This window comes from Rheinheimera pacifica (genome assembly GCF_024809855.1).
Taxonomy (GTDB): Bacteria; Pseudomonadota; Gammaproteobacteria; order Enterobacterales; family Alteromonadaceae; genus Alishewanella; species Alishewanella pacifica_A.
Window position 1 is genome coordinate 1 of sequence record NZ_JANUEM010000004.1, and the last position, 26,890, is coordinate 26,890.

General features: G+C 47.4%; 31 protein-coding genes. 2 read left to right on the forward strand and 29 right to left on the reverse strand.

What is annotated here, in order from left to right; all coding sequences use genetic code 11:
- Positions 1 to 275 precede the first annotated feature (275 nt).
- From M2404_RS07160 to M2404_RS07205, 9 genes are all read right to left on the reverse strand, one after another.
- Positions 276 to 686: a hypothetical protein gene (locus M2404_RS07160; RefSeq protein WP_259239049.1), complete on the reverse strand. Its 411-nt coding sequence runs from the start codon at positions 684 to 686 to the stop codon at positions 276 to 278.
- A gap of 87 nt (positions 687 to 773) precedes the next feature.
- Entirely contained in the window at positions 774 to 1,151 is a 378-nt protein-coding gene (locus tag M2404_RS07165; RefSeq protein WP_259239050.1) for a hypothetical protein, read from the reverse strand.
- An 82-nt stretch (positions 1,152 to 1,233) separates the two neighbouring features.
- On the reverse strand, positions 1,234 to 1,767 hold the full coding sequence (locus tag M2404_RS07170; protein WP_259239051.1) for an ankyrin repeat domain-containing protein: 534 nt from the start codon (positions 1,765 to 1,767) through the stop codon (positions 1,234 to 1,236).
- 109 nt (positions 1,768 to 1,876) lie between these two features.
- Positions 1,877 to 2,284 (reverse strand): hypothetical protein, encoded by a 408-nt coding sequence (locus M2404_RS07175; RefSeq protein WP_259239052.1) that lies wholly within the window; start codon positions 2,282 to 2,284, stop codon positions 1,877 to 1,879.
- Positions 2,285 to 2,391: 107 nt separating this feature from the next.
- Complete coding sequence (locus M2404_RS07180; protein WP_259239053.1) at positions 2,392 to 2,673, reverse strand: hypothetical protein; 282 nt, start codon at positions 2,671 to 2,673, stop codon at positions 2,392 to 2,394.
- Positions 2,674 to 2,787: 114 nt separating this feature from the next.
- On the reverse strand, positions 2,788 to 3,771 hold the full coding sequence (locus M2404_RS07185; RefSeq protein WP_259239054.1) for a hypothetical protein: 984 nt from the start codon (positions 3,769 to 3,771) through the stop codon (positions 2,788 to 2,790).
- Positions 3,772 to 4,329: 558 nt separating this feature from the next.
- Positions 4,330 to 5,403 carry a GTP pyrophosphokinase gene (locus tag M2404_RS07195; protein ID WP_259239055.1) on the reverse strand — a complete coding sequence of 358 codons (1,074 nt, stop codon included), beginning with the start codon at positions 5,401 to 5,403 and terminating at the stop codon, positions 4,330 to 4,332.
- Positions 5,404 to 5,611: 208 nt separating this feature from the next.
- On the reverse strand, positions 5,612 to 5,878 hold the full coding sequence (locus M2404_RS07200) for a hypothetical protein (protein WP_259239056.1): 267 nt from the start codon (positions 5,876 to 5,878) through the stop codon (positions 5,612 to 5,614).
- A gap of 102 nt (positions 5,879 to 5,980) precedes the next feature.
- Complete coding sequence (locus M2404_RS07205; RefSeq protein ID WP_259239050.1) at positions 5,981 to 6,358, reverse strand: hypothetical protein; 378 nt, start codon at positions 6,356 to 6,358, stop codon at positions 5,981 to 5,983.
- 248 nt (positions 6,359 to 6,606) lie between these two features.
- Between M2404_RS07205 and M2404_RS07210 the strand changes: the two genes are divergently transcribed.
- The gene (locus tag M2404_RS07210; RefSeq protein ID WP_259239057.1) at positions 6,607 to 6,888 is read left to right on the forward strand and encodes a phage integrase N-terminal SAM-like domain-containing protein; all 282 of its coding nucleotides are present in this window, start codon (positions 6,607 to 6,609) and stop codon (positions 6,886 to 6,888) included.
- Between the two features lie 43 nt (positions 6,889 to 6,931).
- Here the strand turns inward: M2404_RS07210 and prpF are convergent, their stop codons facing one another.
- The 19 genes from prpF to yceD form a co-directional block, all read right to left on the reverse strand.
- Positions 6,932 to 8,119 (reverse strand): 2-methylaconitate cis-trans isomerase PrpF, encoded by a 1,188-nt coding sequence (gene prpF / locus M2404_RS07215; RefSeq protein WP_259239058.1) that lies wholly within the window; start codon positions 8,117 to 8,119, stop codon positions 6,932 to 6,934.
- Positions 8,120 to 8,477: 358 nt separating this feature from the next.
- Positions 8,478 to 11,078, reverse strand: a complete 2,601-nt coding sequence (acnD, locus tag M2404_RS07220) for a Fe/S-dependent 2-methylisocitrate dehydratase AcnD (protein ID WP_259239060.1) — start codon at positions 11,076 to 11,078, stop codon at positions 8,478 to 8,480.
- 182 nt (positions 11,079 to 11,260) lie between these two features.
- Positions 11,261 to 12,391, reverse strand: coding sequence for a bifunctional 2-methylcitrate synthase/citrate synthase (gene prpC / locus M2404_RS07225; protein WP_259239061.1), 1,131 nt, complete (start codon positions 12,389 to 12,391; stop codon positions 11,261 to 11,263).
- A 52-nt stretch (positions 12,392 to 12,443) separates the two neighbouring features.
- Positions 12,444 to 13,328 carry a methylisocitrate lyase gene (prpB, locus tag M2404_RS07230; RefSeq protein WP_259239062.1) on the reverse strand — a complete coding sequence of 295 codons (885 nt, stop codon included), beginning with the start codon at positions 13,326 to 13,328 and terminating at the stop codon, positions 12,444 to 12,446.
- A gap of 1 nt (position 13,329) precedes the next feature.
- The gene (locus M2404_RS07235) at positions 13,330 to 14,025 is read right to left on the reverse strand and encodes a GntR family transcriptional regulator (RefSeq protein WP_259239063.1); all 696 of its coding nucleotides are present in this window, start codon (positions 14,023 to 14,025) and stop codon (positions 13,330 to 13,332) included.
- Between the two features lie 629 nt (positions 14,026 to 14,654).
- On the reverse strand, positions 14,655 to 15,437 hold the full coding sequence (locus tag M2404_RS07240; RefSeq protein WP_259239064.1) for a TatD family hydrolase: 783 nt from the start codon (positions 15,435 to 15,437) through the stop codon (positions 14,655 to 14,657).
- 15 nt (positions 15,438 to 15,452) lie between these two features.
- Positions 15,453 to 15,779 (reverse strand): PilZ domain-containing protein, encoded by a 327-nt coding sequence (locus tag M2404_RS07245; RefSeq protein WP_259239065.1) that lies wholly within the window; start codon positions 15,777 to 15,779, stop codon positions 15,453 to 15,455.
- Between the two features lie 11 nt (positions 15,780 to 15,790).
- Positions 15,791 to 16,684 carry a DNA polymerase III subunit delta' gene (gene holB / locus M2404_RS07250; RefSeq protein WP_259239066.1) on the reverse strand — a complete coding sequence of 298 codons (894 nt, stop codon included), beginning with the start codon at positions 16,682 to 16,684 and terminating at the stop codon, positions 15,791 to 15,793.
- Positions 16,684 to 17,313, reverse strand: a complete 630-nt coding sequence (gene tmk, locus M2404_RS07255; RefSeq protein ID WP_259239067.1) for a dTMP kinase — start codon at positions 17,311 to 17,313, stop codon at positions 16,684 to 16,686. The genes holB and tmk overlap by 1 nt, the downstream gene beginning before the upstream one ends.
- A complete protein-coding gene (gene mltG / locus M2404_RS07260) occupies positions 17,310 to 18,323 on the reverse strand; it encodes an endolytic transglycosylase MltG (protein WP_259239068.1) in 1,014 nt (337 codons plus the stop codon). Before mltG ends, tmk begins: the two co-directional genes overlap by 4 nt.
- Positions 18,317 to 19,075: an aminodeoxychorismate lyase gene (gene pabC, locus M2404_RS07265; RefSeq protein ID WP_259239069.1), complete on the reverse strand. Its 759-nt coding sequence runs from the start codon at positions 19,073 to 19,075 to the stop codon at positions 18,317 to 18,319. Before pabC ends, mltG begins: the two co-directional genes overlap by 7 nt.
- Positions 19,076 to 19,194: 119 nt before the next feature.
- Entirely contained in the window at positions 19,195 to 20,433 is a 1,239-nt protein-coding gene (gene fabF, locus M2404_RS07270; protein ID WP_259239070.1) for a beta-ketoacyl-ACP synthase II, read from the reverse strand.
- Positions 20,434 to 20,513: 80 nt separating this feature from the next.
- Entirely contained in the window at positions 20,514 to 20,750 is a 237-nt protein-coding gene (acpP, locus tag M2404_RS07275; RefSeq protein WP_068231583.1) for an acyl carrier protein, read from the reverse strand.
- A gap of 136 nt (positions 20,751 to 20,886) precedes the next feature.
- Positions 20,887 to 21,633 carry a 3-oxoacyl-ACP reductase FabG gene (gene fabG, locus M2404_RS07280; RefSeq protein WP_259239072.1) on the reverse strand — a complete coding sequence of 249 codons (747 nt, stop codon included), beginning with the start codon at positions 21,631 to 21,633 and terminating at the stop codon, positions 20,887 to 20,889.
- A gap of 9 nt (positions 21,634 to 21,642) precedes the next feature.
- Positions 21,643 to 22,578 carry an ACP S-malonyltransferase gene (gene fabD, locus M2404_RS07285; RefSeq protein ID WP_259239073.1) on the reverse strand — a complete coding sequence of 312 codons (936 nt, stop codon included), beginning with the start codon at positions 22,576 to 22,578 and terminating at the stop codon, positions 21,643 to 21,645.
- 39 nt (positions 22,579 to 22,617) lie between these two features.
- Positions 22,618 to 23,577, reverse strand: a complete 960-nt coding sequence (locus M2404_RS07290) for a beta-ketoacyl-ACP synthase III (protein WP_259239074.1) — start codon at positions 23,575 to 23,577, stop codon at positions 22,618 to 22,620.
- A 6-nt stretch (positions 23,578 to 23,583) separates the two neighbouring features.
- The gene (gene plsX, locus M2404_RS07295) at positions 23,584 to 24,624 is read right to left on the reverse strand and encodes a phosphate acyltransferase PlsX (RefSeq protein ID WP_259239075.1); all 1,041 of its coding nucleotides are present in this window, start codon (positions 24,622 to 24,624) and stop codon (positions 23,584 to 23,586) included.
- A gap of 6 nt (positions 24,625 to 24,630) precedes the next feature.
- On the reverse strand, positions 24,631 to 24,795 hold the full coding sequence (rpmF, locus tag M2404_RS07300; protein ID WP_008223049.1) for a 50S ribosomal protein L32: 165 nt from the start codon (positions 24,793 to 24,795) through the stop codon (positions 24,631 to 24,633).
- A gap of 16 nt (positions 24,796 to 24,811) precedes the next feature.
- The gene (gene yceD / locus M2404_RS07305) at positions 24,812 to 25,339 is read right to left on the reverse strand and encodes a 23S rRNA accumulation protein YceD (protein ID WP_259239076.1); all 528 of its coding nucleotides are present in this window, start codon (positions 25,337 to 25,339) and stop codon (positions 24,812 to 24,814) included.
- A 152-nt stretch (positions 25,340 to 25,491) separates the two neighbouring features.
- Here yceD and M2404_RS07310 point away from each other — a divergent pair, with 152 nt between their 5' ends.
- On the forward strand, positions 25,492 to 26,091 hold the full coding sequence (locus M2404_RS07310) for a Maf family protein (RefSeq protein ID WP_310503073.1): 600 nt from the start codon (positions 25,492 to 25,494) through the stop codon (positions 26,089 to 26,091).
- Positions 26,092 to 26,226: 135 nt separating this feature from the next.
- On the opposite strand, the gene M2404_RS07315 is transcribed toward M2404_RS07310, so the two are convergent.
- Positions 26,227 to 26,886, reverse strand: a complete 660-nt coding sequence (locus tag M2404_RS07315) for an HAD-IA family hydrolase (RefSeq protein WP_259239077.1) — start codon at positions 26,884 to 26,886, stop codon at positions 26,227 to 26,229.
- Between the last annotated feature and the right edge of the window lie 4 nt (positions 26,887 to 26,890).

The following is a 26,890-nucleotide window of genomic DNA, read 5'->3' on the forward strand; positions in this document are numbered from 1 at the left end:
ACAGTGGCGCAATACCTTGCGCCACTGTAAACACTTGTTGGATACGGCGAGTTACAACATTGAATGCGAAGGCTAAATTCGTGGGGATCCCTCAGGAGCTGAGGTAAATAATACTCAGAGTAGCGCATACTGCACTTATCAAACCTGTGATCCCATTTATTATTTCCCAATCCATCTTTGTCTCGTAATCTATCTAATAAACGTAACGCCCGCCACAAACGCGAGCAACTTGTTGCGAGTCGAGCGCCCAAAGTGCGCGTTTTTGATGGCGATTGTTATGCATCCATTAAACCGAATATAGCTGTGTAATTTTTTTCATACTCACTGACGGTAACAAAAGGCCATATCAAACAATTGATGCCTACAAGAAGCGTTAGCGTCATTGTGATACCGAATGGAACGTCAAAAAACCAAGGTACTGCAACCATTGGAACTAATGCAAATGTTGTAAGCGTGTAAAAGCGGTAACCCTCTAAGTGCTTTATCATCAATTTCACTTCATTTGCCCAAGAAAACATTAAAAGCGATGAAGCGGCAAAAACTGCTGTAAAAATCCAGCGCTCGGCACTTGGAGAGTCAATAGTGAAAGCCAGTGAAATGAAGAAACAACAATAAATACCTATAAACTTGCTAGAGTCCAAGTTCAAAGAAAATTTGTCATGTTTATCTAAACTGCAATATTTCATCAGTGCTCACTGGTTGCATAACGCCACGCGCATGCGCGCGAGCTTGTGAGCGTCGCAGCAGCCGAAGGCTGCAAATGACGCGCATTGTTAGCTACCATCTCTAAACTCTTCAATTTGTTCTGGGTATTGCAGCAGTTTCGTATCGCTACAACTATGTAAAACTGGTTTCTTTCCGTAATTTCCAAACACTATATAGTTTTCACCAACCACCACCTCGGCTTCACATCTTGCTTCGTGGGTGGCAGCCGAAACAAACACGTATTGATCAGGTTCGCCTTTGAGAACTTCCTGGACATTTAGTTGGCTTTCAATGACTTCATCAGGTGTGACTGCTGCAGACATTACACGACCAACGTAAACATAGTCCGCTCTTTTGAAAGCGCGATCTAAAGGCAATTCAGAGCATGAGCATCCTAAGGCTGAGCCGGACACGACTAAAAGGAAAACTGCCAGATAAAATCTCATAACCATCCTAAGTAGCTAACGCCGCAAGCAGCGGCGAGCGTTAGCGAGTCCAGCACCGCAGGTGCGATGTTGACTTGCCTTGTTAGCTGCCACTTGCAAATTTATTAAAAAGCTCACGGATTTCCTCGTTTTCGACTAGCTCAGCAGCAGTTTTTCCTTCGGAGTTTTCTATAGTGAGATCAACTCCATGTTGAAGCAAAGTAGCAACCACTTCTGTTCTATTATTTGCTATCGCAATCATCAATGGTGTTACGTAAATACCGTCCAACCGAATATTAGGGTTGGCACCATTCGCAAGCAAGTTGGCAACAATTTCATTAAACCCTAAAAGAGAAGCGCCAAAAAGTGGGCTCGTGCCTTGAACATTGCTCAAGTTTGGGTCTGCACCACTTTTAAGCAAATACTCAACTAAATCTGAGTGTCTTTCTATGGTTGCTGCTAATAGCATCGTTGTGCCATTGGAGTTGATAATGTTTATATCAAATCCTTCATCTACATAAGCTTTTACTGCTTCAATATCGTTTTGTGATGCAATTTCAATCGGATCTGTCTTGGCGCACCCCGCAAACGAGAGGACGCAAGTGATATAGGCCAAAATTACAAATGTACTTTTCATGGAATACCTGACAGCTAACGCAAAGCACACGGGCGACGAGCCGCGCAGCGGGTTGGCGTCCCAGCGGCCGCAGGCCGCGAGTGATGCGCCTTGTTATAGGGCCGAATACTCATACCGTACGCCCCTTAAATCGGAGCCATTTGACATTCCCTTTTACCGGAGACAAGTTAAGCTCTTCTCTAAGATTGTCCCGAAGAGCAACGAGAATTGGGCTCAACTCAAAACTACCACCGTTTGCTACTTCATCAGCTAACTGCTTAGCCAACTCTATCTGCTTTAACGAGCCAAAGAGCTGGATATCCGAAAGCATATTTTCGAGTTTTAAATTTGTTGCTTCCGTTTGTTGCCGATGAGAAATGTCATTAGCTAAAACCCTATAAGTTTCAATTAAATGGCTAATAACCAATTCACGCCTTTTATTGGCAATGTCTCTACGAGCCATAAAGTAATGACCGATGAGCCAGCCAACCACCGCCAACGCGATCGTGACGATTATTTTTACGTAATCCAAATCCATCGCCTAAATCTCCTTGGCCCTATAACGCCCGCCACAAACGCGAGCAACTTGTTGCGAGTCGAGCGCCCAATGGGCGCGTTTTTGATGGCGATTGTTATATGGCCACATTATTTAAACGACTTAGGTTCTGGCAAACCATCAGTGCGGTACTTTGCGATAGCGTTGTTCCAAAATTCTATCATTCCGCTATCTGCCGGCGCCATTTTGCCTGTTTCAGGGGCCGCAAAGTTTATGTGTCCATTCTCTAAGAATCCAATAGGCTCAGATGCAGAAAGAATGTCACTTAGATCAAATGCGCCTCCAGATAAATCGTAATGCTCTTTCAAGAAGTACCACATAACCCAAAAGGCATCCTCAGCGGTGAGTGTTTCATCTTTAAAGGTAAGCATTTTACAAACCGACTCCGATATTTAATCCCATATAACGCCGCCAACACGCGCAGCTTTGTAGTGCAGGCGCAGCTGCATCGGAAAAGCTGTCGCTGTGCTTGGCCTTGTTAGATGCTAGTACTCTGTGTAGCCAACGACAAATCCGTCAAGACCAACTGAATATTTACCTTGTCCTCTATCAATCGAGGAGTACTCTTTTAGCCGCTTGGAAATACTTTCAGAAAAATCATATTCTTTGCTTCGGATTAATTCCGAAATTTCACGATCAAGTCCAATACTTAGCTTCCTCCTGGCCTGTTTTAAATCGAGGAAATCAACCTCAAGACCATCAATCCGTTCTGTCCGAAGTGAGCCATCCAGTATTTTATTGGAAAGCAAGAATGGGGAGTAATAAGAGTCAATGAATTTTTCTCTGTTGATTTCGACTCTCTTGCCTTCATCGCTTGGCGGGTCTTCTAAGTATGTAAGTATTCGGTCGCGCCCAATATATGTGGCACAAGCACTGCCTGTTGAAGGCGCGACGCCATGAATAGTAGCAACTTGTTGAATCTGTTTCTTTGCCTCAGAGATTTTATTGTTAAGCTGAGATGCAGATGATGAAACACCCTTCGCCTCAAAGATATGCCAATTACCATCGGCGGTTTGCCCAACTAAGTCCGGCTCCTTCGGGCGAACATTGCCTGCTTGATTAACAAACGTTACCGCATTCTGCTTCTTAAGAAACTCAATGTGAACTAAGTTTGGGATATCTAGTAGCTTTTCAGAATACAGCTTAGCAAAAGCCATCCCCAAGTTGTAACTGACAATTCTTTTTTCATCAGAAACATAGGTATCAAATATCTGGTGACGTCTCATCCCAGATAAGTCTGATTGGATGTTACTTGCAACAATGGCCACCTTTTTCAATATTGAATCATAAAGTGCTCGTGCAAATCCATGATCGCGAATATTTTGAAGGGAAAAAAACGATGGATTCCCAACGGTGATAATGCTGCGGTACAAGTCAAGCTTTCTACATCCTAGTGTAGTCTCACCAACTGTGTTTATCGCAGAAAATGGAAGCGGATAATTTTTAACAACACGGTAAATATTTGGCATATGTCAAGTGTCTATTTTTTTATGGATAACTCGGGCATCTAACGCATTACTAATGGGCTGCCGCAGCGCAGCGTAGGCAGTCCCCGTGGAGGCCACACTGTTTGTGACCGGAACGAAATTAAGTAACTTGTTAGCTCTATTATTCAAAGATGAGCACAAGCAAAGTGTTGATGACGATTATCACTACACCCAGTTTTATCCGGCTTATACAATTACCGTATAGTTTTTTTGCATAAATACTTTTTAAGTTTATTGGAAAAACGTTATGAGGCAGAAGTGAGTTTTGAACCAAATAGTACAAGCTCATCGTGCTGCCCTCATACATAATTTCATTTTTCAATTCTTCGGCTTTGGATACGGCGCTTAACACTAAAATCAAGACGACAGCAAAACTAATAAAAAATATGTAGTCCAATTTCACTCCTAAGAGCTAACGCCCTGTTAAGGTGTGAGCAACGCAATACCAAAGCCACTGCATACCACCTTAAACACCAAACACAACGCATAGTAAAAATGCCACGCGTTGCGAATCACTCTTAAACAGTTTGTTAGCTTTCTTTAAGACATCTGTTTGGGAATATAGCTACCGACATCAATACCTTCTTTAGTCAAAATTTTAATATGTCGATTACACATATCTGTGTGCCAATCACTTGAAACCCATGGGTGGTTATCTATGTAATACTGTCCCATACTAGCCAAGAGAATCATTTCAAATCGCGTTAGCTGCCCCTGTCTCGTTCCATAGATGGCACGATTTATTTCATCTGCATCATAACCAATAAAGCACTCTTGAAGTTGTTCGAAAGAACTAAATCCGAGCCTTTTTAGCATGTTAGCCGTAAATTCATAGCCATAAGGGCTTATTCGGCTATCACGACCAAAATTCTTGTCCAAGTATGCTTTTAAGGCATCAGGGGTAATTTCAATACCTTTTACCTCACCTTTCTTCAATGACTTTCTTGCGGATTCTCTTAGTTTCGAGTCTTCTTTTTGTATAGCTTGGAACTCCCTATCGGCGACTTCTAGCATGCCGGCTAATGCCATAAATCTTCGCTTAATTGATGAAGGAATCGTTGCTACTGACTTATATTGGATATCGTGTTCTATTTCAGCCCATGAGTGTTGTAAGATTGTTCGAATTTGAATTTCACATACCAAGTCATTACAAAGTCGATATTCTGGCAAGTTGGCTCTATTTGACTTCAACTTAACCAAAAAATGTACACTTTGATAACCAAACTTTTCCTCTTCCTGTAAAATGCTCGACTTATCAATCCGTTCAATTATGTCAAACTCTCGTTCGAGTACTACTTGAATATCTTCAACAGTTTTCAAGAAAAAGGTAATAATTCGCACACCTGACAAATCTGTAATTTGTTCTAATGGGTTATCATATTTCGGCTTTTCTGGATCAGTTTTGCTCGGTTTCAGACACTTCTTTTCAAAGCTATCAAGATCTTTGGCTCTGCTTTCGATTGAGTGAATTAGTAATTTTTCATGCTCAAGAGCATTTTCAATGATCAATTTGATTGCAGTTGCTAGACCTTCATACTGATTGCGAATTTTAGAAAACTCTTCTCTTGCATTTCTTCCATGCTTAACAAAATCAAATTTTTGAACTTCAGTCATATCAAAACCAACACCTATTTGTTATCTAACTGAATTAGATAGAAATAAAGCTTAGTGCATACCATGTGCCACTAAGAATTTAGACTAGTTTTCGCTTGGTCGCGCCATGAAAGCTAACGCCGCCGACACGCGCAGCTTTGTAGTGGAGGCGAAGCCGCAACGGAAAAGCTGTCGCCGTGATTGGCCTTGTTATAGCTGCCCACTTGAACTACGACTTTCGAGAGCCAGATGCTATTTTTTTACCCTCTAGATCGTACTTTATCCAACCTTCACTATGCACAGTTTGCGGCGGGTAGATACTCATATGATGCCAAGTGTAATACTTGGCAACGACATTACCTTCAGGGTCGACTTCATTGAAATAATCATCGTCATTATCCATACCCTTTCTTTGAGTATTTTTTAAATCAATAGCGACAAGGTGATTCCCTTCTGCCACAGGCAGGAATCTCATTTCTTCTGTGAATTCACGCATCGTTAACTCCTTACTCGATGATGATAAAAGCTATAACGCCACGCGCATGCGCGCGAGCTTGTGAGCGTCGCAGCAGCCGAAGGCTGCAAATGACGCGCATTGTTAGCTACCATCTCTAAACTCTTCAATTTGTTCTGGGTATTGCAGCAGTTTCGTATCGCTACAACTATGTAAAACTGGTTTCTTTCCGTAATTTCCAAACACTATATAGTTTTCACCAACCACCACCTCGGCTTCACATCTTGCTTCGTGGGTGGCAGCCGAAACAAACACGTATTGATCAGGTTCGCCTTTGAGAACTTCCTGGACATTTAGTTGGCTTTCAATGACTTCATCAGGTGTGACTGCTGCAGACATTACACGACCAACGTAAACATAGTCCGCTCTTTTGAAAGCGCGATCTAAAGGCAATTCAGAGCATGAGCATCCTAAGGCTGAGCCGGACACGACTAAAAGGAAAACTGCCAGATAAAATCTCATAACCATCCTAAGTAGCTAACAGCTTTATAGTTTGGAGCGTACACGCTTTCACGCCGTGTAAACTCCCTTCTATCTTTTGTAAATGAAATCACACTAGCCAATAACACTAAGTAAATCAACAGATTTTTGGTTGAACACAATACATTTGCCTGGCGAAAGCGCGGTTTAAGCTTGCGATTTACTTGCTAACAATAAATTCACCAACTACTGTTTATTTATCCATATAAATTTATCTCAGGGGGCTGGTTATGGCTTCACCATTTTTACAATATATCGCTGAATTTATGTATGCACGCCGTTATGCCAAAAGAACCGTTGACGGGTATTTATACTGGATAAAAATGTATATTTTGTACCATAAAAAGCAACATCCGGCACAATTAAAAGATGATACTGCCACAGCTGTTGTAACAAAGGCGCCGAAGCGCCCTTCACAAAAGGTAAGATACCCAAAAGCATTGATGCTGCAGGTAGGCGGCAAAAGAACGAATCCCCATGAGCATAGTTACCTATGTGATTGGGGTTCGTGATTGCAGCCAACACCGCTGCAGCTTCAAGGATGAAGGGGAATCATTAAAAACAATCACCTGGCACACGCACATAACCTTCCATCAGCACCCGCGCACTGCGGCTCATTATGGCTTTGGTTACTGTCCACTCACCGTTTACCTGAGTTGCCGCTGCACCTACTCTTAATGTGCCGGACGGGTGACCAAAGCGCACGGCTTCGCGCGCGGTTCCACCTGCTGCCAGGTTTACCAAGGTGCCGGGTATCGCTGCTGCAGTGCCAATGGCTACCGCAGCGGTGCCCATCATGGCATGATGCAGCTTACCCATCGACAGTGCCCGTACCAGCAAGTCAATATCAGTGGTATTTACCTGCTTGCCGCTGGATGACACATAGCTTGCCGGCGGGGCGACAAAGGCAATTTTCGGCGTGTGCGCCCGCGCTGCGGCCTCGCTGATATCTTTAATCAGGCCCATTTTTACTGCGCCGTAAGCACGGATAGTTTCAAACATGGCCAGTGCTTTGGTATCGCTGTTTATCGCGTCCTGCAATTCAGTACCGCTATAACCGATATCGGCAGCGTTGACAAAAATGGTTGGAATACCGGCGTTAATTAACGTTGCTTTAAAGCTGCCGATACCGGGCACTTCTAACTCATCAACCAGGTTACCGGTGGGGAACATAGCGCCGCCGCCCTCGCCTTCATCGGCGGCCGGGTCTAAAAACTCAATTTGCACTTCCGCTGCCGCAAAGGTTACACCGTCCAGTTCGAAGTCGCCGGTTTCCTGCACTTCGCTGTTGGTTACCGGTACATGAGCAATAATGGTTTTGTTAATATTCGCCTGCCAGATGCGCACGGTACAGATACCATTTTGCGGGATGCGATCGGCAGCTACCAGACCGTTGCTAATGGCAAAAGAGCCCACCGCTGCCGTTAAGTTACCGCAATTACCGCTCCAGTCGATAAACGGCTTGTCTATCGCGACCTGGCCAAACAGGTAGTCAACATCATGATCAGCTTTACTGCTTTGGCTTAAGATCACGGTTTTGCTGGTGCTGGAGGTAGCGCCGCCCATACCGTCGGTGTGTTTGCCATACGGATCCGGGCTGCCGATAACCCTAAGCAGCAGGTTGTCACGGGCCTTACCCGGTACCTGGGTGGCCTGGGGTAAGTCGTCCAGTTTGAAAAATACGCCTTTGCTGGTACCGCCACGTATGTAAGTCGCGGGGATTTTTATTTGTGGTGCAGACATAAGTACTGGTCTCTTCTAATACGATACTTGTTTAGTCCGGGCCGACAACCTCTTTCTGCTCATCACAGCAACTCACCCTAATGCCTACGGCAGGGCTCAGACACTCTGTGATGACATAAAGAGGCATCGGCCCTCCCTCGTCGATGTCAGCTTACTTGATAGCGCAGGTTGGAATCCCGGAAAAGTCGACACAGAGTGTCTGAGTGAGCGCGCCAGCAGCGAAGTGACAAATTCGTCTGGAACGAATTTGAACAGCCTCTGGCTGGCCTCCGGCGATGGGCAGGATTGACCAGCGTAATTGCTGTGGCGAGCTTTTCGGGGAGTTGCAACCGAAGCCCAAAAGGCTTCTTGCTATCCGTTAAACGGTACCCTGCAAAAAGTCCTGCGCAAAACGCTGCAGCACACCGCCAGCTTCGTAAATTGACACCTCTTCAGCGGTATCTAAGCGGCAGGTTACCGGCACATTCAGTGTTTCGCCGTTAGTACGATGAATAACCAGCGTTAGTGTAGTACGCGGTTTACGCTCGCCCACTACATCGTAGGTTTCAGTACCATCCAGCGCCAGCGTAATACGGGTAGTACCCGGTTTAAACTCCAGCGGTAACACCCCCATACCAATTAAGTTGGTGCGGTGAATACGCTCAAAGCCTTCTGCGGCAATCGCTTCGACACCGGCCAGCCTTACACCTTTGGCCGCCCAGTCACGCGACGAACCCTGGCCGTAATCAGCACCGGCTATAATAATCAGCGGCTGCTTACGCTGCATATAGGTTTCTATTGCTTCCCACATCCGTGTTACTTTGCCTTCCGGCTCAATGCGCGCCAGCGAGCCCTGCTTTACCTTGCCATCTACCACAGCCATTTCATTAATCAACTTGGGGTTGGCAAAGGTAGCGCGCTGCGCAGTTAAATGATCGCCGCGGTGGGTCGCGTAAGAGTTAAAATCTTCCTCCGGCAGGCCCATTTTGTGCAGGTATTCACCGGCGGCGCTGTCTAACATAATAGCGTTCGACGGTGATAAATGGTCGGTAGTAATATTATCCGGCAACAGCGCCAGCGGCCGCATACCTGTTAACGTACGCTCACCGGCAATAGCGCCTTCGCCCTCTTTTTGCCAGTACGGCGGGCGGCGGATATAAGTGCTTTGTGGCCGCCAGTCATACAACGGCGATACTTTTTCGCCGTAATCGACACTGAGCGCAAACATTGGCTCGTACACTTTACGGAACTGCTCCGGTTTTACACTTTTGGCCACTACCGCATCAATTTCTGCATCGTTTGGCCAGATATCTTTCAAGGTGATTGCGTTACCAGTTGAATCATAGCCAAGTGCATCTTTTTCGATATCAAAACGAATAGTACCCGCGATAGCATAAGCCACTACCAGAGCCGGAGAGGCTAAAAATGCCTGTTTGGCGTACGGGTGAATACGGCCGTCAAAGTTACGGTTACCGGATAGTACCGCTGTGGCGTATAAATCATGCTCGATCACTTCCTGCTGGATCACCGGGTCCAGTGCACCACTCATACCATTACAGGTGGTGCAGGCAAAACCAACGATACCAAAGCCCAGTTGTTCTAACTCAGGCAGTAAAGCGCCCTCTTCCAGATACAGCTGAACCGCTTTAGATCCGGGCGCTAATGACGTTTTTACCCAGGGCTTACGGGTTAAGCCCAGTTTATTGGCGTTACGGGCTAATAAACCGGCGGCAATAACATTGCGCGGGTTAGAGGTATTGGTACAGCTGGTAATGGCAGCGATAATTACCGCGCCATCGGGCATTTTACCCTCTTCCAATATGTAGTTACCGGCAATGCCTTTGGCCGTTAAATCGCGGGTAGACAACCTGGCATGCGGATTAGACGGCCCGGCCATAGTGCGGCCAACGCTTGATAAATCAAACTTCAGTACCCGCTCGTACTCGGCAGTTTTTAAGCTGTCGCTCCATAACCCGGCTTGCTTAGCATAGATTTCAACCAGTTTTACCTGCTCTGGCTCGCGCCCGGTTAAGGTTAAATAGTCCAGCGTTTGCTGATCAATACTAAACATCGCCGCTGTGGCACCGTATTCCGGCGTCATATTGGAGATAGTGGCCCTGTCGCCCAGGCTTAAGCTGCTCGCTCCTTCGCCAAAAAACTCCAGGTAGCTGGATACCACTTTTTCTTTGCGTAAAAATTCGGTTAGTGCCAGTACGATGTCGGTGGCCATTATGCCGGGCTGCGCTTTGCCGGTTAGCTCTACGCCGATAATATCCGGCAGGCGCATCCAGCTGGCACGGCCTAGCATCACGCTTTCAGCTTCTAAACCGCCGACACCAATGGCAACAACGCCCAGCGCATCAACATGCGGTGTGTGGCTGTCGGTACCAACCAACGTATCCGGAAAAGCTACACCGTCTATGGCATGTATTACCGGCGACATCCGCTCTAAGTTAATCTGGTGCATAATGCCGTTGCCGGGCGGTATAACATCTACATTTTTAAAGGCTTTTTTTGTCCAGTTAATAAAGTGAAAGCGATCATCGTTGCGCCTGTCTTCAATAGCGCGGTTTTTGGCAAAAGCATCTTTTTCAAAGCCGCCATGCTCTACTGCCAGCGAGTGATCAACAATTAACTGGGTGGGTACCACAGGGTTTACTTTGGCAGGGTCGCCGCCTTGTTCGGCGATGGCATCACGCAGCCCGGCTAAATCGACCAGTGCGGTTTGGCCTAAAATATCGTGGCACACCACCCTGGCCGGAAACCACGGAAAGTCTAAATCACGCTTGCGGTAAATCAGCTGCTTTAAGGCATCGGTTAACATTGCCGGGTCGCAGCGGCGCACTAAGTTTTCTGCATGCACGCGCGAGGTATAAGGCAGTTTGGCATAAGCGCCCGGTTCTATAGCATCGACAGCGGCCCGGGTGTCGAAGTAATCCAGCGCTGTGCCGGGCAGTTTTTTACGGTATTGGCTGTTCATAGTGTTTACTCTGTCTTGTCTGGCAAAAAGAGGGCAATGCCCTCTTTAAAGTGTTCTTATAGTCAGGCGGAACTTAACGGTTGCAAGCCCGCCGTGCTCGCCACAGCAACTCGCCCTACTGCCTACGGCAGGGCTCAGACACTCTGTGGCTGCGCCAACGGGTTCCAACCTCAGTTTTTTTATCAGCCACGCTCAGCTATCGGCTTCACGTTACGCGGCTCTACGCCAACATAATCAGCACTTGGCCGGATAATACGGTTATCAGCGCGCTGCTCCATTACATGGGCGGCCCAACCGGTTAAACGGCTGCAAACAAAAATAGGTGTAAACAACTTAGTTGGAATACCCATATAGTTGTAGGCAGAAGCGTGGAAGAAATCAGCATTACAAAACAGCTTTTTCTCGCGCCACATCACCGTTTCACAGCGCACAGATACATCGTACAGTTTGGTATCACCGTTAGCTTTGGCAAGCTTTTCCGACCACTCTTTAATTACCGCATTGCGTGGATCAGAATCGGAGTACACCGCATGGCCAAAGCCCATAATTTTTTCTTTACGCTCCAGCATGCCCAGCAGCTTTTGCTCGGCATCGTCCGGGTTGGCCATTTTTTCAATCAGCTCCATCGCCGCTTCATTAGCACCGCCGTGTAAGGGGCCGCGCAGCGAACCGATAGCACCGGTAATACAGGAATGCATATCGCTTAAGGTTGAGGCACAAACGCGGGCAGTAAAGGTAGAGGCATTGAACTCATGCTCGGCATATAAAATCAGCGAAGCTTGCATCACTTCAACATGCAGGGCACTTGGCTTTTTACCGTGTAAAGTCCATAAAAATTGCTCAGCAACAGAATCAGCACCGGTTTCCACTTCTATACGTTTGCCATGATGGCTGTAGTTATACCAGTAATTAACCAGACCCGGAAAAATTGCCAGCAAGCGATCACTGGCATCCTGTTGCTGGCCAAAGTTTTGTTCGGTTTCCAGGTTACCCAGCATAGAGCAGCCGGTGCGCATAACATCCATCGGGTGGGCACTGGCCGGAATACGCTCTAATACATCTTTTAATGCCTGCGGTAAGCTACGCAGGCTTTTTAGTTTGGCTTTATAGACTGTTAGCTCAGCCTGTGTTGGCAGCTCACCTTTTAAAATTAAATGCGCTACTTCTTCAAAGCTGCAATTGGCGGCTAAATCTTTTACATCATAACCACGGTAGGTTAAGCCTGAGCCGGTTTTACCTACGGTAGACAGTGCCGTTTTACCCGCTACCTGGCCGCGTAACCCGGCGCCTGTAAGTACTTTACCTGTTGACATGGTGTTCTCCCCGTTGTCTTTAAATTAAAAGCTCAATATTCAAAACTAACAATTAAGATTTTTTGCTGCTAAACAGCTGATCGAGTTTTTCTTCAAAACTGTGATAATTTAAAAAGTCATACAACTCAGCACGGGTTTGCATGCTGTCAACCACGGCTTTTTGATCGCCATTGGCTAAAATAGACTGGTACACATTAAGTGCTGCCTTGTTCATTGCCCGAAACGCACTAAGCGGATACAGCACCATAGCCACGCCCACCGCTGCCAGTGCGGCTTTATTAAACAGTGGCGTTTGACCAAACTCAGTAATATTGGCCAGCACCGGTACTTTTAATGCTTTAGTAAACGCCTGATATTGCTCCAGCGTATACACTGCTTCGGCAAAAATGGCATCGGCACCGGCTGCTTCACAGGCCAGCGCCCGTTCAATGGCAGCATCCAGCCCTTGCTGTGCTAAGGCATCGGTGCGCGCCATAATAAAAAAGCTTTCGTCCGTGCGCGCATCTACACTGGCTTTAACCCGATCCACCATTTCATCTAAGCTGACAATTTCTTTATTAGGCCGGTGGCCGCAGCGCTTTTGTGCTATCTGATCTTCAATATGAAAACCGGCAGCTCCGGCACGGGTCATGTCTTTTACGGTACGGGCAATATTAAAAGCACCGCCCCAGCCGGTGTCAGCATCAACCAACAGGGGTAAGCTGGTTGCAGCAGTAATACGGCGGATGTCCTCGCAAACATCGTTAAGTGAGGTTATGCCCAGGTCCGGTAAACCAAAAGAAGCATTGGCCACACCAGCACCCGACAAATACAACGCCTGATGGCCGGTACGCTCTGCCATCATTGCGGTGTACGCGTTAATAGTGCCGACAATTTGCAGCGGCTGGTTCGCTTTAATTGCCGCGCGGAATTTTTGTCCGGCAGTAAGTGTGCTCATATTAAGTCCCCGTTTGTTCCAGTTGTTTTTCAATATTGCGCCTTGATGCGGCAATATGGCGGCGCATCAGTAAATCGGCCAGTTCACCATCGCGGTTGGCAATGGCATTAAGAATAGCTTTATGTTCGTCAAATGCCCGCGATACGCGCGGCCCGTTCATGCCCAGTTGCACGCGATACATGCGCACCAGGTAGTACAGCTCATCGCAGAGAATATTAATCAGATAGTCATTTTTGCTGCCAAGAATGACACGGTAATGAAAGTCCAGATCGCCGGCTTCCTGATAATAACTTTCACCTTCGCGTACCCTTTGTGTACTCAGGTGTTGATCCAACAAGGCGCGTAACTCGGCAATTTCACTGTCGGCCATATGTTCGGCGGCTAACCGACAGGCTAAACCTTCTAAGGTTTCACGTAACTGATATAAGGATAACAGCCCTTGTGTCGACAATTTCACTACGCGGGCACCGGCGTTAGGAATGCGCTCGATCAAATGGCAACGCTCTAACCGCGCTAAAGCTTCGCGCAGTGGTGCACGGCTTAAATCAAAGCGTCTGGCCAACTCCGGCTCACTGATTTTGCTGCCAGCGGCAATTTCGCCTTCAACAATAGCACGCTGAATTTCCAGTAAAACCCGGTCAGCAGCAGTAATAGGGGCACGTAATGATGGATGTTGCATACTGCAAATTGTCGACATAAATATAAATTAGCACCGTTTTATAGGCTTTATATAACTAAGTCAAGCCTTAAAGCACCAACATTGTCGACAATGCAAGATATTTTGTCTGTATCAGTTTACGTAGCGGAGAAAACCGGCTGTTTAACATTGATATACAGCTGAAAATGATTTTTTAGATTTTTTATTTATAAAGTAACCAATGTTAATACAATGAAGTACTAAAAATGGCTATGGCTAATACTGCACCGAAAACAGGGGCAACACAGTCAGCTTGCCTGCTCCGCTGTATAAGCTGGGGATAACTTGCAGATAAACTGGGCATAAAGAAGCAAAAAATGATAGCTATCAGCAGCTTTGTTTCAAATGCACTGACAAGCAAAAATCTGCGTATTAACTAAACTGGAACTTACCTGATGAATATTAGCAGTTGCAACGATAGCGCACGGCTCATTCCCTATGAGCCATTCCCCTAAGCCCGGAACAATGCGGATTGGTTCCGGGCTTCTTTTATGCCCTTATTTCAAAATGCACGGTTGTTGGCTGCGCTCGCTCACCCCAATCACATAGTACTCCTATGCTCACGGGGATTCACTCACTTGTCGCCTACGTGCATGTTGAAATCCATTGGCCATATCAGGTTGTTGAAATCAGGCGGCTTTTTTTACCCGGTTAAACAACGTGTAAAAGTTTTCTGTGGTGCTCTGTGCCAGTTGCTCCAGGCTGATACCCTTTACCTGAGCGATGGCCTCGGCCACAGCAGTAACGTAAGCCGGCTGATTAGTTTTGCCACGAAACGGCACCGGCGCAAGGTAAGGTGAGTCGGTTTCTATTAATAAGCGCTCCAGCGGCAGTTTTTTAACAACATCACGCAGTTCCACTGCGTTACGAAAGGTCATAATGCCGGAAATAGAGATATAAAAGCCCATATCCAGCGCGGCTTTGGCCATTTCCCAATTCTCGGTGAAGCAGTGCAATACCCCACCGGCCTGCTCTGCATTATGGCTGCGCATTAAGGCTAAGGTATCTTCACGCGCATCGCGCGTATGAATAATCAGCGGTTTATTAACCTGATTAGCCACCTGTATATGGCTGACAAAGGCCGCTTGCTGGCTTAGTTTGGAGTCTGGCGAGTAAAAATAATCCAACCCGGTTTCCCCTACTGCAACCACATGTTCCAGGCTGCATTTTTGCAGCAATAATCTGCTATCAACCTGCTCCTGCTGGTGTAAGGGGTGTTCGCCACAAGAGACTGACACCATCGGAAATTCAGCGACCAAAGATGACATTTGCTCAAACTCAGCCAGGCTGACGCAAACACATAACATATGCTGCACCTGTTGAGCCTGAGCGGCAGTAATAACCTGATGTAAGCTAAGGCCGAGCTTTTCCAGCTCGAGGCGGTCTAAATGACAATGAGAATCTACAAACACAGTGCTGATTACCTGCTAAATAGTATAAGTGGCTTCGGCAGAACTTTGCATGCCGCCTAATAGTTTTTCAATCCGTGGGCCCAGTTGCGCTTTATCATCAATAAAGGCAACACCAATACCTGCCGGGCTGGAGCTTTGCGAGCCTGGTGGCGTGATCCAGGCTACCTTACCCGACACCACAATGCTTTCCAGAGCATCAGGTAAGGTAACATTTAATGCCAGTGACTGGCCCATTTTATACTGGCTGGATGTGCGCACAAAGAGCCCGCCGTTCTTCAGAAATGGCATATAGCAGCGGTACAACTCTTTAATATCTGTGAATCCTAACGACAGCTCTTCCATATGTCCTCCGGCTAGCCTTGCAACCGTTTTAATTCTGTAAGAAATGCACTCAGCGCAAGCACTTTATTCTGCCCTAAAATCTGCATTTCGTCACGGCACCAGCGGCTGTATAGCTGATGAATGGCTAATAACCGCTGCGGATCCTGGCCTGTCATGGCAGGGAGTAACTGTTGCGTTAAAAACCAGCCAAGCAACTGGCGCAGCTCGCTTACAGCATCGAGTTGTTTAACTATGTCCTGTAAGGCCAGTTTATCTGTCAGAAACTGGCTCAGGTTATGTAACGTCAGTTGCAGTTGATCAGCTTCACCGGATTCAAGCATACTCAGCGCTTTTAACGGCCCGCCGGCACAGTAGGCCAGTAAAAATTCCGGTACAGCTCTGTTACTGTGCCGGGTAAGCCAGTCTTGTGTATCAGCACCAAATTCAGCAGCTAAGGTCCAGTGCTGGCAACGGCTTAGCAACGTTGCCGCTAACGTATTACCGGCACGGGTTTGCAGCAATAAAAAGCTGTTTTGTGGCGGTTCTTCCAGTGTTTTTAGCAGCGCATTGGCCGCAGCCTCAGTTAATTTTTCCGCATCAACCAACAGCACAACTTTATTTAACTGCTGCTGGGCCCGGCCATACATAAACTGGCTAAGCTGGCGCACACTGTCTACGCCAATACTGCTGCCTGAGCTGTCAATAATCAGCAGATCTGAATGGCTGCCAGCAATGCGCAACAAGCAGCTTTTACATTTACCACAGGGTTTTTCCTGCTCTGTACACAGCAACGATGCTGCCAGCCAATTTGCCAGTACACTTTTACCTATACCTGCCGGGCCTGATATTAACAAGCCATGCGCCAGTTGATTATTATGCAGCAATGCTGCTAACTGCTGCTGATAAGGAATAAGCCAGGGTTGCATTACTGCCCCAAAGCAGTGTCAAGTGCAGCACTGAGTTGCTGCTGTACGCTGGCAACCGGCTGGCTGGCATCAATCACGACAATATTAGTTTCACTGGCTGCGATTTGCAGATACTTCTGCCGGGTACGCTGAAAAAACGCCAGTTGCTCCTGCTCTATACGATCCAACTCACCACGCTGGCGGGCACGCTCCAGGCCGATAGCAGGATCAATATCCAGATACAGGGTTAAATCAGGGCGTAAGTCGCCCAGTACAGCCTGGCGTAACTGATTAATAAAGGTTTCGTCCAGTTGACGCCCGCCGCCCTGATATGCCCGCGACGACATATCATGCCGGTCAGCTAATACCCACTTGCCCTGTGCTAATGCCGGTTTAATCACATTAGTTACCAACTGCATCCGCGCGGCGTACATCAGTAATAACTCTGTTTGCGGCGCCACAGTTTCTGAGGTTTGCACCTGCTTTACCAGGCTGCGTAAACTTTCTGCCAACGGCGTACCGCCGGGCTCACGGGTACAGATCACGTCCTTGCCGCGTTGTTGTAAATAATGCTGAATATGGCTGATAGCGGTGCTCTTGCCTGCGCCTTCCAGGCCTTCTACCACAATAAATTTAGCTGTTGCCGTCATGGCTTTATTCCCAGAATATATTTTTGCACTGCGGCATTGTGTTGCTCTAACGTTGACGAAAACTGATGGGTACCATCACCTTTGCTGACAAAGTAATACAGATCAGTTTCCGCTGGCTGTACTGCGGCCAGCATAGAGGCACGGCCAACCAGACTGATTGGTCCGGGCGGCAGGCCATGATGGCGGTAAGTATTATAAGGATGCGGATTATTTAAATCTGCCCGGGTGATATTGCCGTTAAAATCATCCAGCCCGTAAATAACAGTAGGATCGGTTTGCAGCCGCATATTCTTGCGTAATCTGTTAATAAACACTGAGGCTACCAGCGTTTTCTCCGGTGGATGGCTGCTTTCTTTCTCAATAATGGAAGCCAGTATCAGCAACTGATATGGATTCTGCAGCGGCAGATCAGGCTGGCGCTGCTGCCAGGCATTGTCCAGCTCGGTCAGCAAAGCCTGCTGCGCGCGTTTAATCAATGCACTGGCCTTACTGTTTGCCGTATAGTAGTAAGTATCAGGGTACAATAATGCTTCAGCGCTCTGCGGTTGCCCGCCCCATTCCTCCGGCCACGCCAGATCCTGTAATACCTGCTCTGCTGTGGTGACATCCTGCAGTAAATACTCGGCTTTGTTTATCCGGTTCAGGCTTTGCTGCAGCGTTTCACCTTCAATCAGTGTTACAGCAAACTGTGCTTCTTTACCGCTGCGAAACAGTGCAAGCACCTGTAACAGTAAAGTCTGCTCGGCAGATAAGCGGTAAACGCCTTGTTGCACTCTGGCTTCTTCAGGGTGTAATTTCAGGTAAAGCCGCAGCATCAGGCATTGGCTATCACTTAACAGCGCCTGTTGCTGCCATTGCCGGCAGAGCCTGGCAGCTGAGCTGCCGGGGGGCACAGTGTGAATACCATCAGGTAAATTAAGCGGAATTTGTTGTACATAACGTACACCAAAGTAGTAACTCAGGCCAAGCAATCCCCCCAGCAACAGAATAATTTTTAGTGTTTTTAACATAGTACCTGCTTTGAAAACTGTTGTACCGTACTAACAGATAAGGTTCTGCCTGCTATACTGCGTACCGGCACTATACCCATTAAAGCATTACAAATAAAAATAGCGTCAACCGACGCAAGTTCAGTAATACCCCAATTAACCTGGGCAATATTTGCCTGCTGTAAAATATGCTGGCGCATGACACCTGCCACTCCGGCACGTTGCAACTCGGGCGTATGCCAGTTGCCATCACGGTGTAAAAAAACATTGGCGGCACTGACTTCAGTAATAAAACCCTGTTGATCCAGCACCAGTAAATCATCTGCATCCGTGCTTGCCAGCTCTTGCTTTAACAGCACCTGCTCCAGCCGGTTATTGTGCTTAAGGCCAGCCAACAGCGGCTGTACTGCCAGCTGTAAAGTTGCAATAGCTAAACTGATACCTTGCTGTTGTGCAAGCCGGTAATCCGGCATCGGGCTGGCCGAAATGTAAATACCCGGCGCTCCGGCTTCTGCCGGTGCATAACCGCGGCCGCCTTCGCCACGCGACACCAGTAACTTAATCACTTGCTCAGGCGCTGTTATTGCGGCCTGAACTTGTTGCTGCACCCTGTGCCAGTCAACTGTACCAAACCCTAACTGCTCTGCAGAACGCTGTAAGCGTTGCAAATGCAAAGGCCACAGCTGTATGCTGCCATTGCGCACCTGCATAGTAGTAAAAATACCATCGCCGTAATTAAAACTGCGATCTCTGGCACTGATAAAGGTTGGCATAGCCGCTACCGGAAAAGTCAAACTAGCGGCAGTATGCCTTAAAATGCAGATAAAACAAAGGCTGCACTATGGCAGCCTTCATCATTAACACGGCAGATTATGTGTGTTAAAACAGCAGATTATACACGTTTAAACAGTATAGAGCCGTTAGTACCACCAAAACCAAAGGAGTTACACAAGGCATATTCCATTGATACCTGGCGCGCTTCATGCGGCACATAATCCAGATCACACCCCTCATCCGGGTTGTCCAGGTTGATAGTTGGCGTAACCAGTTGATCCTGTAACGACAGCACGGTAATAATAGATTCTACCGAGCCTGCAGCACCCAACAGATGGCCAATCATCGACTTGGATGAGCTAACCATCAATTTATCCAGATTATTGGCAAATACTGATTTAATCGCCATAGTTTCAGCAATATCACCGGCTGGTGTTGAGGTACCATGCGCATTAATGTAGGCAACCTGCTCTGAGTTTACCTGTGCATCTTTTAGCGCATTTTTCATCGCTAAGGCTGCACCGGCGCCGTTTTCAGGTGGTGACGTCATATGATAAGCATCACCGCTCATGCCAAAACCTACCAGCTCAGCATAGATTTTAGCGCCACGCGCTTTAGCATGCTCATATTCTTCCAGCACCATTACACCGGCACCATCACCCAGCACAAAACCATCGCGGCCTTTATCCCACGGGCGGCTGGCTTGCTCAGGTGCCTCGTTACGGGTAGATAAAGCCCGTGCTGCACCAAAGCCACCCATGCCCAAAGGCGTAGAGGCTTTTTCAGCACCACCGGCTATCATTACATCAGCATCCCCGTACACGATCATCCGTGCAGCATGGCCAATGTTATGTACCCCTGTAGTACAGGCAGTCACAATACTGATATTTGGCCCCTGCAAGCCAAGCAGAATGGAGAGCTGGCCTGCAATCATATTAATAATGGTAGATGGCACAAAAAACGGTGATAACCTTTTAGGCCCGCTATTGAGCAGTTTAGTGTGGTTTTCTTCAATTAACCCCAAACCACCAATACCTGAGCCAATTGCAGCCCCAATACGCGGCGCATTTTGCTCAGTAATTTCGATGCCCGAGTCACGAAATGCCTGAATACCGGCAGCCACACCATACTGAATAAACAGATCCATTTTTTTCGCATCTTTTGCGGAAAAAAACGGTTCTACATCAAAGTTCTTTACCAAACCAGCAAATTTAGTGGTATAGGCGCTGGTATCGAAATGCTCGATCAGCGATATGCCACTTTTACCCTGCTGTAAGCCTTGCCAGCTTGAGGCAACATCATTACCCAGCGGCGTAAGCATGCCTAAACCGGTAACAACCACACGACGTTTTGCCACAAAACCCTCCGCCATGGAAATTTTCATCGATCTTAAAACGAAAACGGGTAGCTTAGCTACCCGTTCTGTAAGCTGATAACTTACTCAGCGTGTGCTTTGATATAATCAATAGCAGACTGAACAGTCGTGATTTTCTCAGCTTCTTCGTCTGGAATCTCAGTATCGAACTCTTCTTCCAGCGCCATAACCAGCTCAACAGTGTCCAGTGAATCGGCGCCCAGATCGTCAACAAAAGACGCTTCGTGTTTCACTTCGTCTTCTTTAACGCCCAGTTGTTCAATAATGATTTTCTTAACGCGTTCTTCGATGTTGCTCATCTTTTCTTCCTTTTTCTCATATAAATCGCAACAGTTCGTGCAATTTTGTGTGGCGCTAGTTTATGCGTAAGCTTAGTGGGTTGCAAGTGATGCGATCAGCATTTTACGCTGGTCAAACCTGCTTTCACACCTCGGCTTACACCATATACATACCGCCGTTAACGTGAATTGTTTCACCGGTAATGTAGGCAGCCTGACTTGATGCCAAAAATGCTACGGTGGCAGCAATTTCTTCCGGCTGGCCTAAACGATTAGCCGGTACCTGAGCAAAAATAGCGTCTTTTTGCTCGTCCGACAGCTCTTTGGTCATATCGGTATCAATAAAACCCGGCGCAATAGCATTAACAGTAATACCGCGTGATGCTACTTCGCGCGCCAGTGATTTGGTAAAACCTAGCACCCCTGCTTTGGCAGCAGCATAATTGGTCTGGCCTGCGTTCCCCATAGAACCCACTACTGACCCTATGCTGATAATACGGCCAAAGCGTTTTTTCATCATAGTGCGCATAACAGCTTTACTTAAGCGGTACACCGATGTCAGGTTGGTTTGTATAATGTCAAACCACTCTTCATCTTTCATGCGCATTAACAGGTTGTCGCGCGTAATACCGGCATTATTAACCAGAATATCAATATCTCCAAACTGGTTTTTTATTTGCTCTAAACATTGTTCAATTGATGCGGTGTCGGCCACATTTAACACCAGTCCGCAGCCTTTGTCACCTAAATAACTGCTGATATCTGCCGCACCTTTTTCTGAGGTGGCAGTACCCACAACCTTGGCACCCAATACCGCTAATTGCTCTGCAATAGCACGGCCAATACCACGGCTGGCGCCGGTAACCAATGCAACTTTACCTTCCAGTGAAATAAAACTTGTCATGCTCAATCCTTACTCTGCTGCCAGTGCGGCCTGTAATGAGGCTACATCGCCAACCGACGCTACAGCTAAATTCTTGTCAATACGTTTAATCAGGCCACTTAATACTTTGCCTGCCCCCAGCTCCAGCACATCGGTAACACCCTGGCCAGATAACCATTCGATAGTTTCAGTCCAGCGCACAGGGCTGTATAACTGCCGAACCAGCGCGTCTTTCACCGTGGCGGCATTGTCTGCAACAGCAACGTCGACATTATTCACCACCGGTATGACAGCATCATTAAAATTAAGTGCCGTTAAATCTGCAGCTAATTTTTCTGCTGCCGGGCGCATTAATGCACAGTGCGACGGCACGCTTACCGGTAACGGTAACGCCCGTTTGGCACCTGCGGCTTTACATAATTCGCCAGCACGCTCAACAGCCGCTTTATGGCCGGCAATAACCACCTGGCCAGGAGAATTATAATTAACCGGCGACACAACTTCACCTTGCGCCGCCTGTTCACATGCAGTGGCAATAGCAGCATCGTCCAGGCCGATAATAGCTGACATAGCCCCTACTCCGGCCGGTACTGCCTGTTGCATATAGTTACCGCGTTTTTCTACCAGTTTTACTGCGTCGGCCAGCGACAATACGCCGGCACATACCAGTGCCGAGTACTCACCCAGCGAGTGGCCGGCAAAATAAGCCGGTTGCGCACCATCTTGCTGCTGCCATAAGCGCCATACGGCAACCGAGGCGGTTAACAGGGCTGGTTGGGTGCGCTGAGTTTCGTTCAGATCGGCTTCCGGGCCGTTGGCCACCAGTGCCCATAGGTCATAGCCCAGTGCATTTGAAGCTTCAGTAAAGGTGTCTTTCACCACATCAAACTGCTGATGTAAATCAGCCAGCATGCCCACACTCTGCGAGCCCTGCCCCGGGAATACGATTGCAAGTTTTGTTGTCATCTTAAGTCCTGCGAATAAGTCAATTAACGAGGCGCTGAATTAGTAACGTACCAGCGCCGAAGCCCAGGCAAAACCGCCACCAAAGGCTTCCAGTAATAACGTTTGACCACGCTGAATACGGCCATCACGGATAGCTTCGTCCAGTGCTGTTGGCACAGTAGCAGCAGAGGTATTGCCGTAACGGTCCAGGTTAATAACTACCTGGTCCATTGACATATCTAATTTACGTGCCACTGCAGCAATAATACGCAGATTAGCCTGATGCGGCACCAGCCAGTCAATTTGCGATTTATCCAGCTTGTTTGCCGCCAGTGTTTGTTCTACTACTTCAGAGAGTTTGGTTACAGCAACTTTAAACACGTCGTTGCCTTTCATCGCTCCCCATGACTGATGCACAGATTGCTCGTCGCCACGGATCGGGTTATCGACATACAATAATTCTGAATATTTGCCGTCGGCATGGATATGGGTAGATAAAATACCCGGCTGCTCTGATGCTTCCAATATTACCGCACCGGCTGCATCACCAAACAGGATAACCATGCTTCTGTCTTCCGGTGATACTAAACGGGATAAGCAATCCGAGCCGATTACCAGAATACGTTTGGCAATACCGCTTTTAATATACTGATCTGCTACGCTCAGGCCATAACAGAAGCCGGCACAGGCAGCGGCAATATCAAAGGCAGGAATGGCAGGAATTTCCAGCTCACGCTGAATTTCGCAGGCTGAGCTGGGCAAAGCGCGTGATGCGCTGGTGGTAGCACAGATAATCATATCTATACTGTTTTTATCAATATCAGCCGCTTCGATAGCTTTTAATGCCGCCTGCGCGCCCATCGTTGCTACGGTTTCGTTGTCACCGATGATACGGCGCTCTCTGATCCCTGTGCGTTCGATAATCCATTCGTCGGTGGTTTCCACCATTGACTCCAGATCAGCGTTACTGCGAACCTGCGACGGGAAATAACTCCCGGTACCTATAATGCGTGAATACATGAGGACCTACGCTTTATCAATTAATACGTGTTCCAACCGGTCTTTAATTTTTGCGGGCACCTGGCGTTCAACCTCACGCACCGCTTGCCGGATGGCACTGAGAAATGCATCTTTAGTCGCATTTCCATGACTTTTCACTACAATTCCGCGCAATCCTATCAGACTTGCACCATTATAGTGGTCGGGGTTCACGCCCTGATAAAGGTTTTTTATAAACGGTTTGATTAGCCAGCCGAATAATTGCGCAGTTACTTTGTCTTTAATGCTCGATTCAAAGCGCCGCAAAATGAGTTTAGCTACACCTTCACAGGTTTTAAGCGCAACATTACCGACAAAACCATCGCAAACAATAACGTCTGCTTTACCGGTAAAAATGTCATTACCCTCAATGTAGCCGATATAATTAATATCGTTACAGTCAGACAGCAGCATAGATGCCCGCTTTATCTGATCTGAACCTTTAATTTCTTCTTCACCCATATTAAGCAAAGCAACTTTAGGCTGGCTGATGCCGATCACTTCTTCGGCCATAACCGCGCCCATTACAGCAAACTGGAATAATGTATCAGCATCGCAGTTTACGGTAGCACCTAAATCCAGCATATATACCGGATTGCCTTCCACTGCTGGTAAAGCACTGATCAGTGCCGGACGGTCAACTCCGTTTAACATCTTTAAGACAAAATGTGCCATAGCAATGAGTGCGCCGGTATTACCCGCACTAACACAGGCCTGAACCTCGCCTTTATCAACCAAATCAAGCGCCACCCGCATAGACGAGTCGCGTTTTGAACGCAGCGCAACTGAAGGCTTGTCAGCCATGGAAACAATTTGTGTACTGTGACGAATGTGAAGCTGAGGATGAGGAAATACACCGTGCAACTTTAGCTGCTCAGTGAGTATGGCTTCATCGCCACATAAAATAAGGTTTAGCTCCGGAAACTCACAAATCGCTGCCAGTGCGGCAGGAATAGTAGAATGGGGGCCGTGATCGCCCCCCATCATGTCTAATGCAAGTGTCAGCTTAATTGGCTGCACCAGGTGCATCCAGACTTATTTTACTTTACGGCCTTTGTAGTAACCATCGGCAGTAATGTGGTGACGACGATGCGTTTCACCGGTAGTAGAATCAACTGACAGCGTTGGGCCAGTTAATGCATCGTGTGAGCGACGCATATCGCGACGTGCACGTGATTTTTTGTTTTGCTGAACAGCCATGGTATTTCTCCTAAACTCACTTTTTCTTTAATTCTGCCAGTACAGCAAAAGGATTGGGTTTTTCCGGTTCCGGGCCTATATCGCCAAAGCTCATCGCTGCCGCACTAACGGCGCAAACCGCTTCGTCGTGCATCGGGAACAGTGGTAAAGCCAGAATCAACTCATCTTCTACTAACTGTCGTAAATTTATTTCGCCGTGCTCGTCTTTTTCGATCACGTCGTAACGCTCAGGAATTAACTCCAACGCAGCGTCATCACCCGGCTTAACCGGAGTGTATGCAAAATTGCAGTCCAGCGATACAGTCATGCTTTCGCTACAACGTTCGCAGGTTACACTCACTTCACAAGAAGCGCTACCCTGTATTACAGTCAGGCCTTGTTGGTCAGTACCGCATTCAATTCGTACCGTTACATCGCCGTGCGAATTAAGCAAGCTTTGTGTTAACCGGGTTAAATTTACCAATGGCACGAAGCCTTCGTAATCAGAGCGCTTTTGCGCTGCTTTAACCGGATCTATAGTAACGGGTATTTTTACTTTTTGCATAAGGCGCGCATCATATAGAAGCGCCCCTTTGCTGTCAAAGGGTTCTGGCAGATATTTGTGGTTTTTCTCGCGCATTTTTATCATTCTGTTTATAGTGCGCCTTACAACATGTTTGTAGTGCCGCACATTCTGTATAAAAAGGCTATTTATCAATGACTGAGCCCACTTTGCCAGCGCTGTATCTGGCTTCTACCTCAACCTACCGCCGCCAACTGCTAAGCAAGTTAGCAGCGCAGTTTCATACCGCTAAACCGGACGTTGACGAAACGCCACTAGCAAACGAAAGTGCAGAACAATTGGTGCAGCGTTTAGCCATTGCCAAAGCTCAGACCATTGCCACGGCTTTAAACTCAGGTTTGGTGATTGGCTCTGACCAGGTAGCAGTTTTTGATAATGACATTATCGGTAAACCGCTCACTGCAGAAAACGCGCTAACACAATTGCGCCGCTTTAGCGGCAACTGCGTCACGTTTCTTACCGGGCTGGCACTGGTTAATGCGCAAAGCGGCAATGTACAGGTTATTGTTGAACCGTTTAATGTTAGCTTTCGCACTTTGACCGATGCAGAAATTATCGCCTATATCGATAAAGAGCAGCCTCTGGACTGTGCCGGCAGCTTTAAAAGCGAAGGTCTTGGCATTAGTTTGTTTAGTAAACTCAGCGGTGACGACCCTAATAGCCTGATTGGGCTGCCGCTGATAAGGCTAAACCAGATGCTGTTAAATGAAGGCGTTAATGTGCTGCTTAGCTGACAAGTTCAGTGTAAAGGTTAGTTCGGTTTGCCCACAGCAACACGCCGTGAACCCATCCATGGGGGCTCGATTCGGCCATCCTGGCCTGCAACGGTTGCCTTAGAGCAAGCCGAACTAACCTGACATTATCTGATTTTACAATACATGCAGTAATTCCGGTATCGTATCGATAATCGCTTTGGGGGCAAACTGGCTTAATACATCACGGCCATGCACGCCATGGGTTACACCAATTCGCGGCATTGCTATCGCCTGAGCCATTTTCATATCATGACTGGTATCACCTACCATGATGGCATGCTCAGCTTTTATATCCAATTCCAGCAAAATTTGCTGCAACATATCCGGGTGCGGCTTAGATTGCGCTTCATCAGCACAGCGGCTGGTATCAAAATATTTTGCCAGCCCGGTTTCATCAAACATGCGCTGTAAACCCCTACGCGCTTTCCCGGTAGCAACAGCTAACAGCACATTTTGTGCCTTTAACTGTTGTAACACCTGCTCTACCCCGTCAAATAACGGCGTTGGGGTGGTATCGTGAATCACGTAATGATCGCGGTAGTGTTCAAATAGCTGCTGGCGTTTGTCAGCCGTTACACCTGGAAATAACATATCTAAAGCCGGGTCCAGGCTTAAACCGATAATTTGTTTTACGGCAAAGTCACTGGGTACTAATAAATCTGAATGCCTTGCGGCAGCCTGCATGGAGGACACAATACGGCCGATGGAATCCATTACGGTGCCGTCCCAATCGAACACCACCAGAGATACCTTATCTGTTACAGCATTTTGCATTACG

What these genes read in the sequence shown, in the direction of transcription:
- prpB (WP_259239062.1), bottom strand. Translation starts at nt 13,328, where the DNA reads ATGAGCACACTTACTGCCGGACAAAAATTCCGCGCGGCAATTAAAGCG.
- plsX (WP_259239075.1), bottom strand. Translation starts at nt 24,624, where the DNA reads ATGCACCTGGTGCAGCCAATTAAGCTGACACTTGCATTAGACATGATG.
- pabC (WP_259239069.1), bottom strand. Translation starts at nt 19,075, where the DNA reads ATGCCAACCTTTATCAGTGCCAGAGATCGCAGTTTTAATTACGGCGAT.
- yceD (WP_259239076.1), bottom strand. Translation starts at nt 25,339, where the DNA reads ATGCAAAAAGTAAAAATACCCGTTACTATAGATCCGGTTAAAGCAGCG.
- M2404_RS07200 (WP_259239056.1), bottom strand. Translation starts at nt 5,878, where the DNA reads ATGCGTGAATTCACAGAAGAAATGAGATTCCTGCCTGTGGCAGAAGGG.
- M2404_RS07210 (WP_259239057.1), top strand. Translation starts at nt 6,607, where the DNA reads ATGGCTTCACCATTTTTACAATATATCGCTGAATTTATGTATGCACGC.
- M2404_RS07235 (WP_259239063.1), bottom strand. Translation starts at nt 14,025, where the DNA reads ATGTCGACAATTTGCAGTATGCAACATCCATCATTACGTGCCCCTATT.
- rpmF (WP_008223049.1), bottom strand. Translation starts at nt 24,795, where the DNA reads ATGGCTGTTCAGCAAAACAAAAAATCACGTGCACGTCGCGATATGCGT.
- acpP (WP_068231583.1), bottom strand. Translation starts at nt 20,750, where the DNA reads ATGAGCAACATCGAAGAACGCGTTAAGAAAATCATTATTGAACAACTG.
- holB (WP_259239066.1), bottom strand. Translation starts at nt 16,684, where the DNA reads ATGCAACCCTGGCTTATTCCTTATCAGCAGCAGTTAGCAGCATTGCTG.
- tmk (WP_259239067.1), bottom strand. Translation starts at nt 17,313, where the DNA reads ATGACGGCAACAGCTAAATTTATTGTGGTAGAAGGCCTGGAAGGCGCA.
- M2404_RS07185 (WP_259239054.1), bottom strand. Translation starts at nt 3,771, where the DNA reads ATGCCAAATATTTACCGTGTTGTTAAAAATTATCCGCTTCCATTTTCT.
- prpF (WP_259239058.1), bottom strand. Translation starts at nt 8,119, where the DNA reads ATGTCTGCACCACAAATAAAAATCCCCGCGACTTACATACGTGGCGGT.
- M2404_RS07205 (WP_259239050.1), bottom strand. Translation starts at nt 6,358, where the DNA reads ATGAGATTTTATCTGGCAGTTTTCCTTTTAGTCGTGTCCGGCTCAGCC.
- M2404_RS07245 (WP_259239065.1), bottom strand. Translation starts at nt 15,779, where the DNA reads ATGGAAGAGCTGTCGTTAGGATTCACAGATATTAAAGAGTTGTACCGC.
- M2404_RS07165 (WP_259239050.1), bottom strand. Translation starts at nt 1,151, where the DNA reads ATGAGATTTTATCTGGCAGTTTTCCTTTTAGTCGTGTCCGGCTCAGCC.
- M2404_RS07175 (WP_259239052.1), bottom strand. Translation starts at nt 2,284, where the DNA reads ATGGATTTGGATTACGTAAAAATAATCGTCACGATCGCGTTGGCGGTG.
- M2404_RS07290 (WP_259239074.1), bottom strand. Translation starts at nt 23,577, where the DNA reads ATGTATTCACGCATTATAGGTACCGGGAGTTATTTCCCGTCGCAGGTT.
- fabD (WP_259239073.1), bottom strand. Translation starts at nt 22,578, where the DNA reads ATGACAACAAAACTTGCAATCGTATTCCCGGGGCAGGGCTCGCAGAGT.
- acnD (WP_259239060.1), bottom strand. Translation starts at nt 11,078, where the DNA reads ATGAACAGCCAATACCGTAAAAAACTGCCCGGCACAGCGCTGGATTAC.
- mltG (WP_259239068.1), bottom strand. Translation starts at nt 18,323, where the DNA reads ATGTTAAAAACACTAAAAATTATTCTGTTGCTGGGGGGATTGCTTGGC.
- M2404_RS07160 (WP_259239049.1), bottom strand. Translation starts at nt 686, where the DNA reads ATGAAATATTGCAGTTTAGATAAACATGACAAATTTTCTTTGAACTTG.
- M2404_RS07170 (WP_259239051.1), bottom strand. Translation starts at nt 1,767, where the DNA reads ATGAAAAGTACATTTGTAATTTTGGCCTATATCACTTGCGTCCTCTCG.
- M2404_RS07195 (WP_259239055.1), bottom strand. Translation starts at nt 5,403, where the DNA reads ATGACTGAAGTTCAAAAATTTGATTTTGTTAAGCATGGAAGAAATGCA.
- prpC (WP_259239061.1), bottom strand. Translation starts at nt 12,391, where the DNA reads ATGTCAACAGGTAAAGTACTTACAGGCGCCGGGTTACGCGGCCAGGTA.
- M2404_RS07180 (WP_259239053.1), bottom strand. Translation starts at nt 2,673, where the DNA reads ATGCTTACCTTTAAAGATGAAACACTCACCGCTGAGGATGCCTTTTGG.
- M2404_RS07315 (WP_259239077.1), bottom strand. Translation starts at nt 26,886, where the DNA reads ATGCAAAATGCTGTAACAGATAAGGTATCTCTGGTGGTGTTCGATTGG.
- M2404_RS07310 (WP_310503073.1), top strand. Translation starts at nt 25,492, where the DNA reads ATGACTGAGCCCACTTTGCCAGCGCTGTATCTGGCTTCTACCTCAACC.
- fabG (WP_259239072.1), bottom strand. Translation starts at nt 21,633, where the DNA reads ATGACAAGTTTTATTTCACTGGAAGGTAAAGTTGCATTGGTTACCGGC.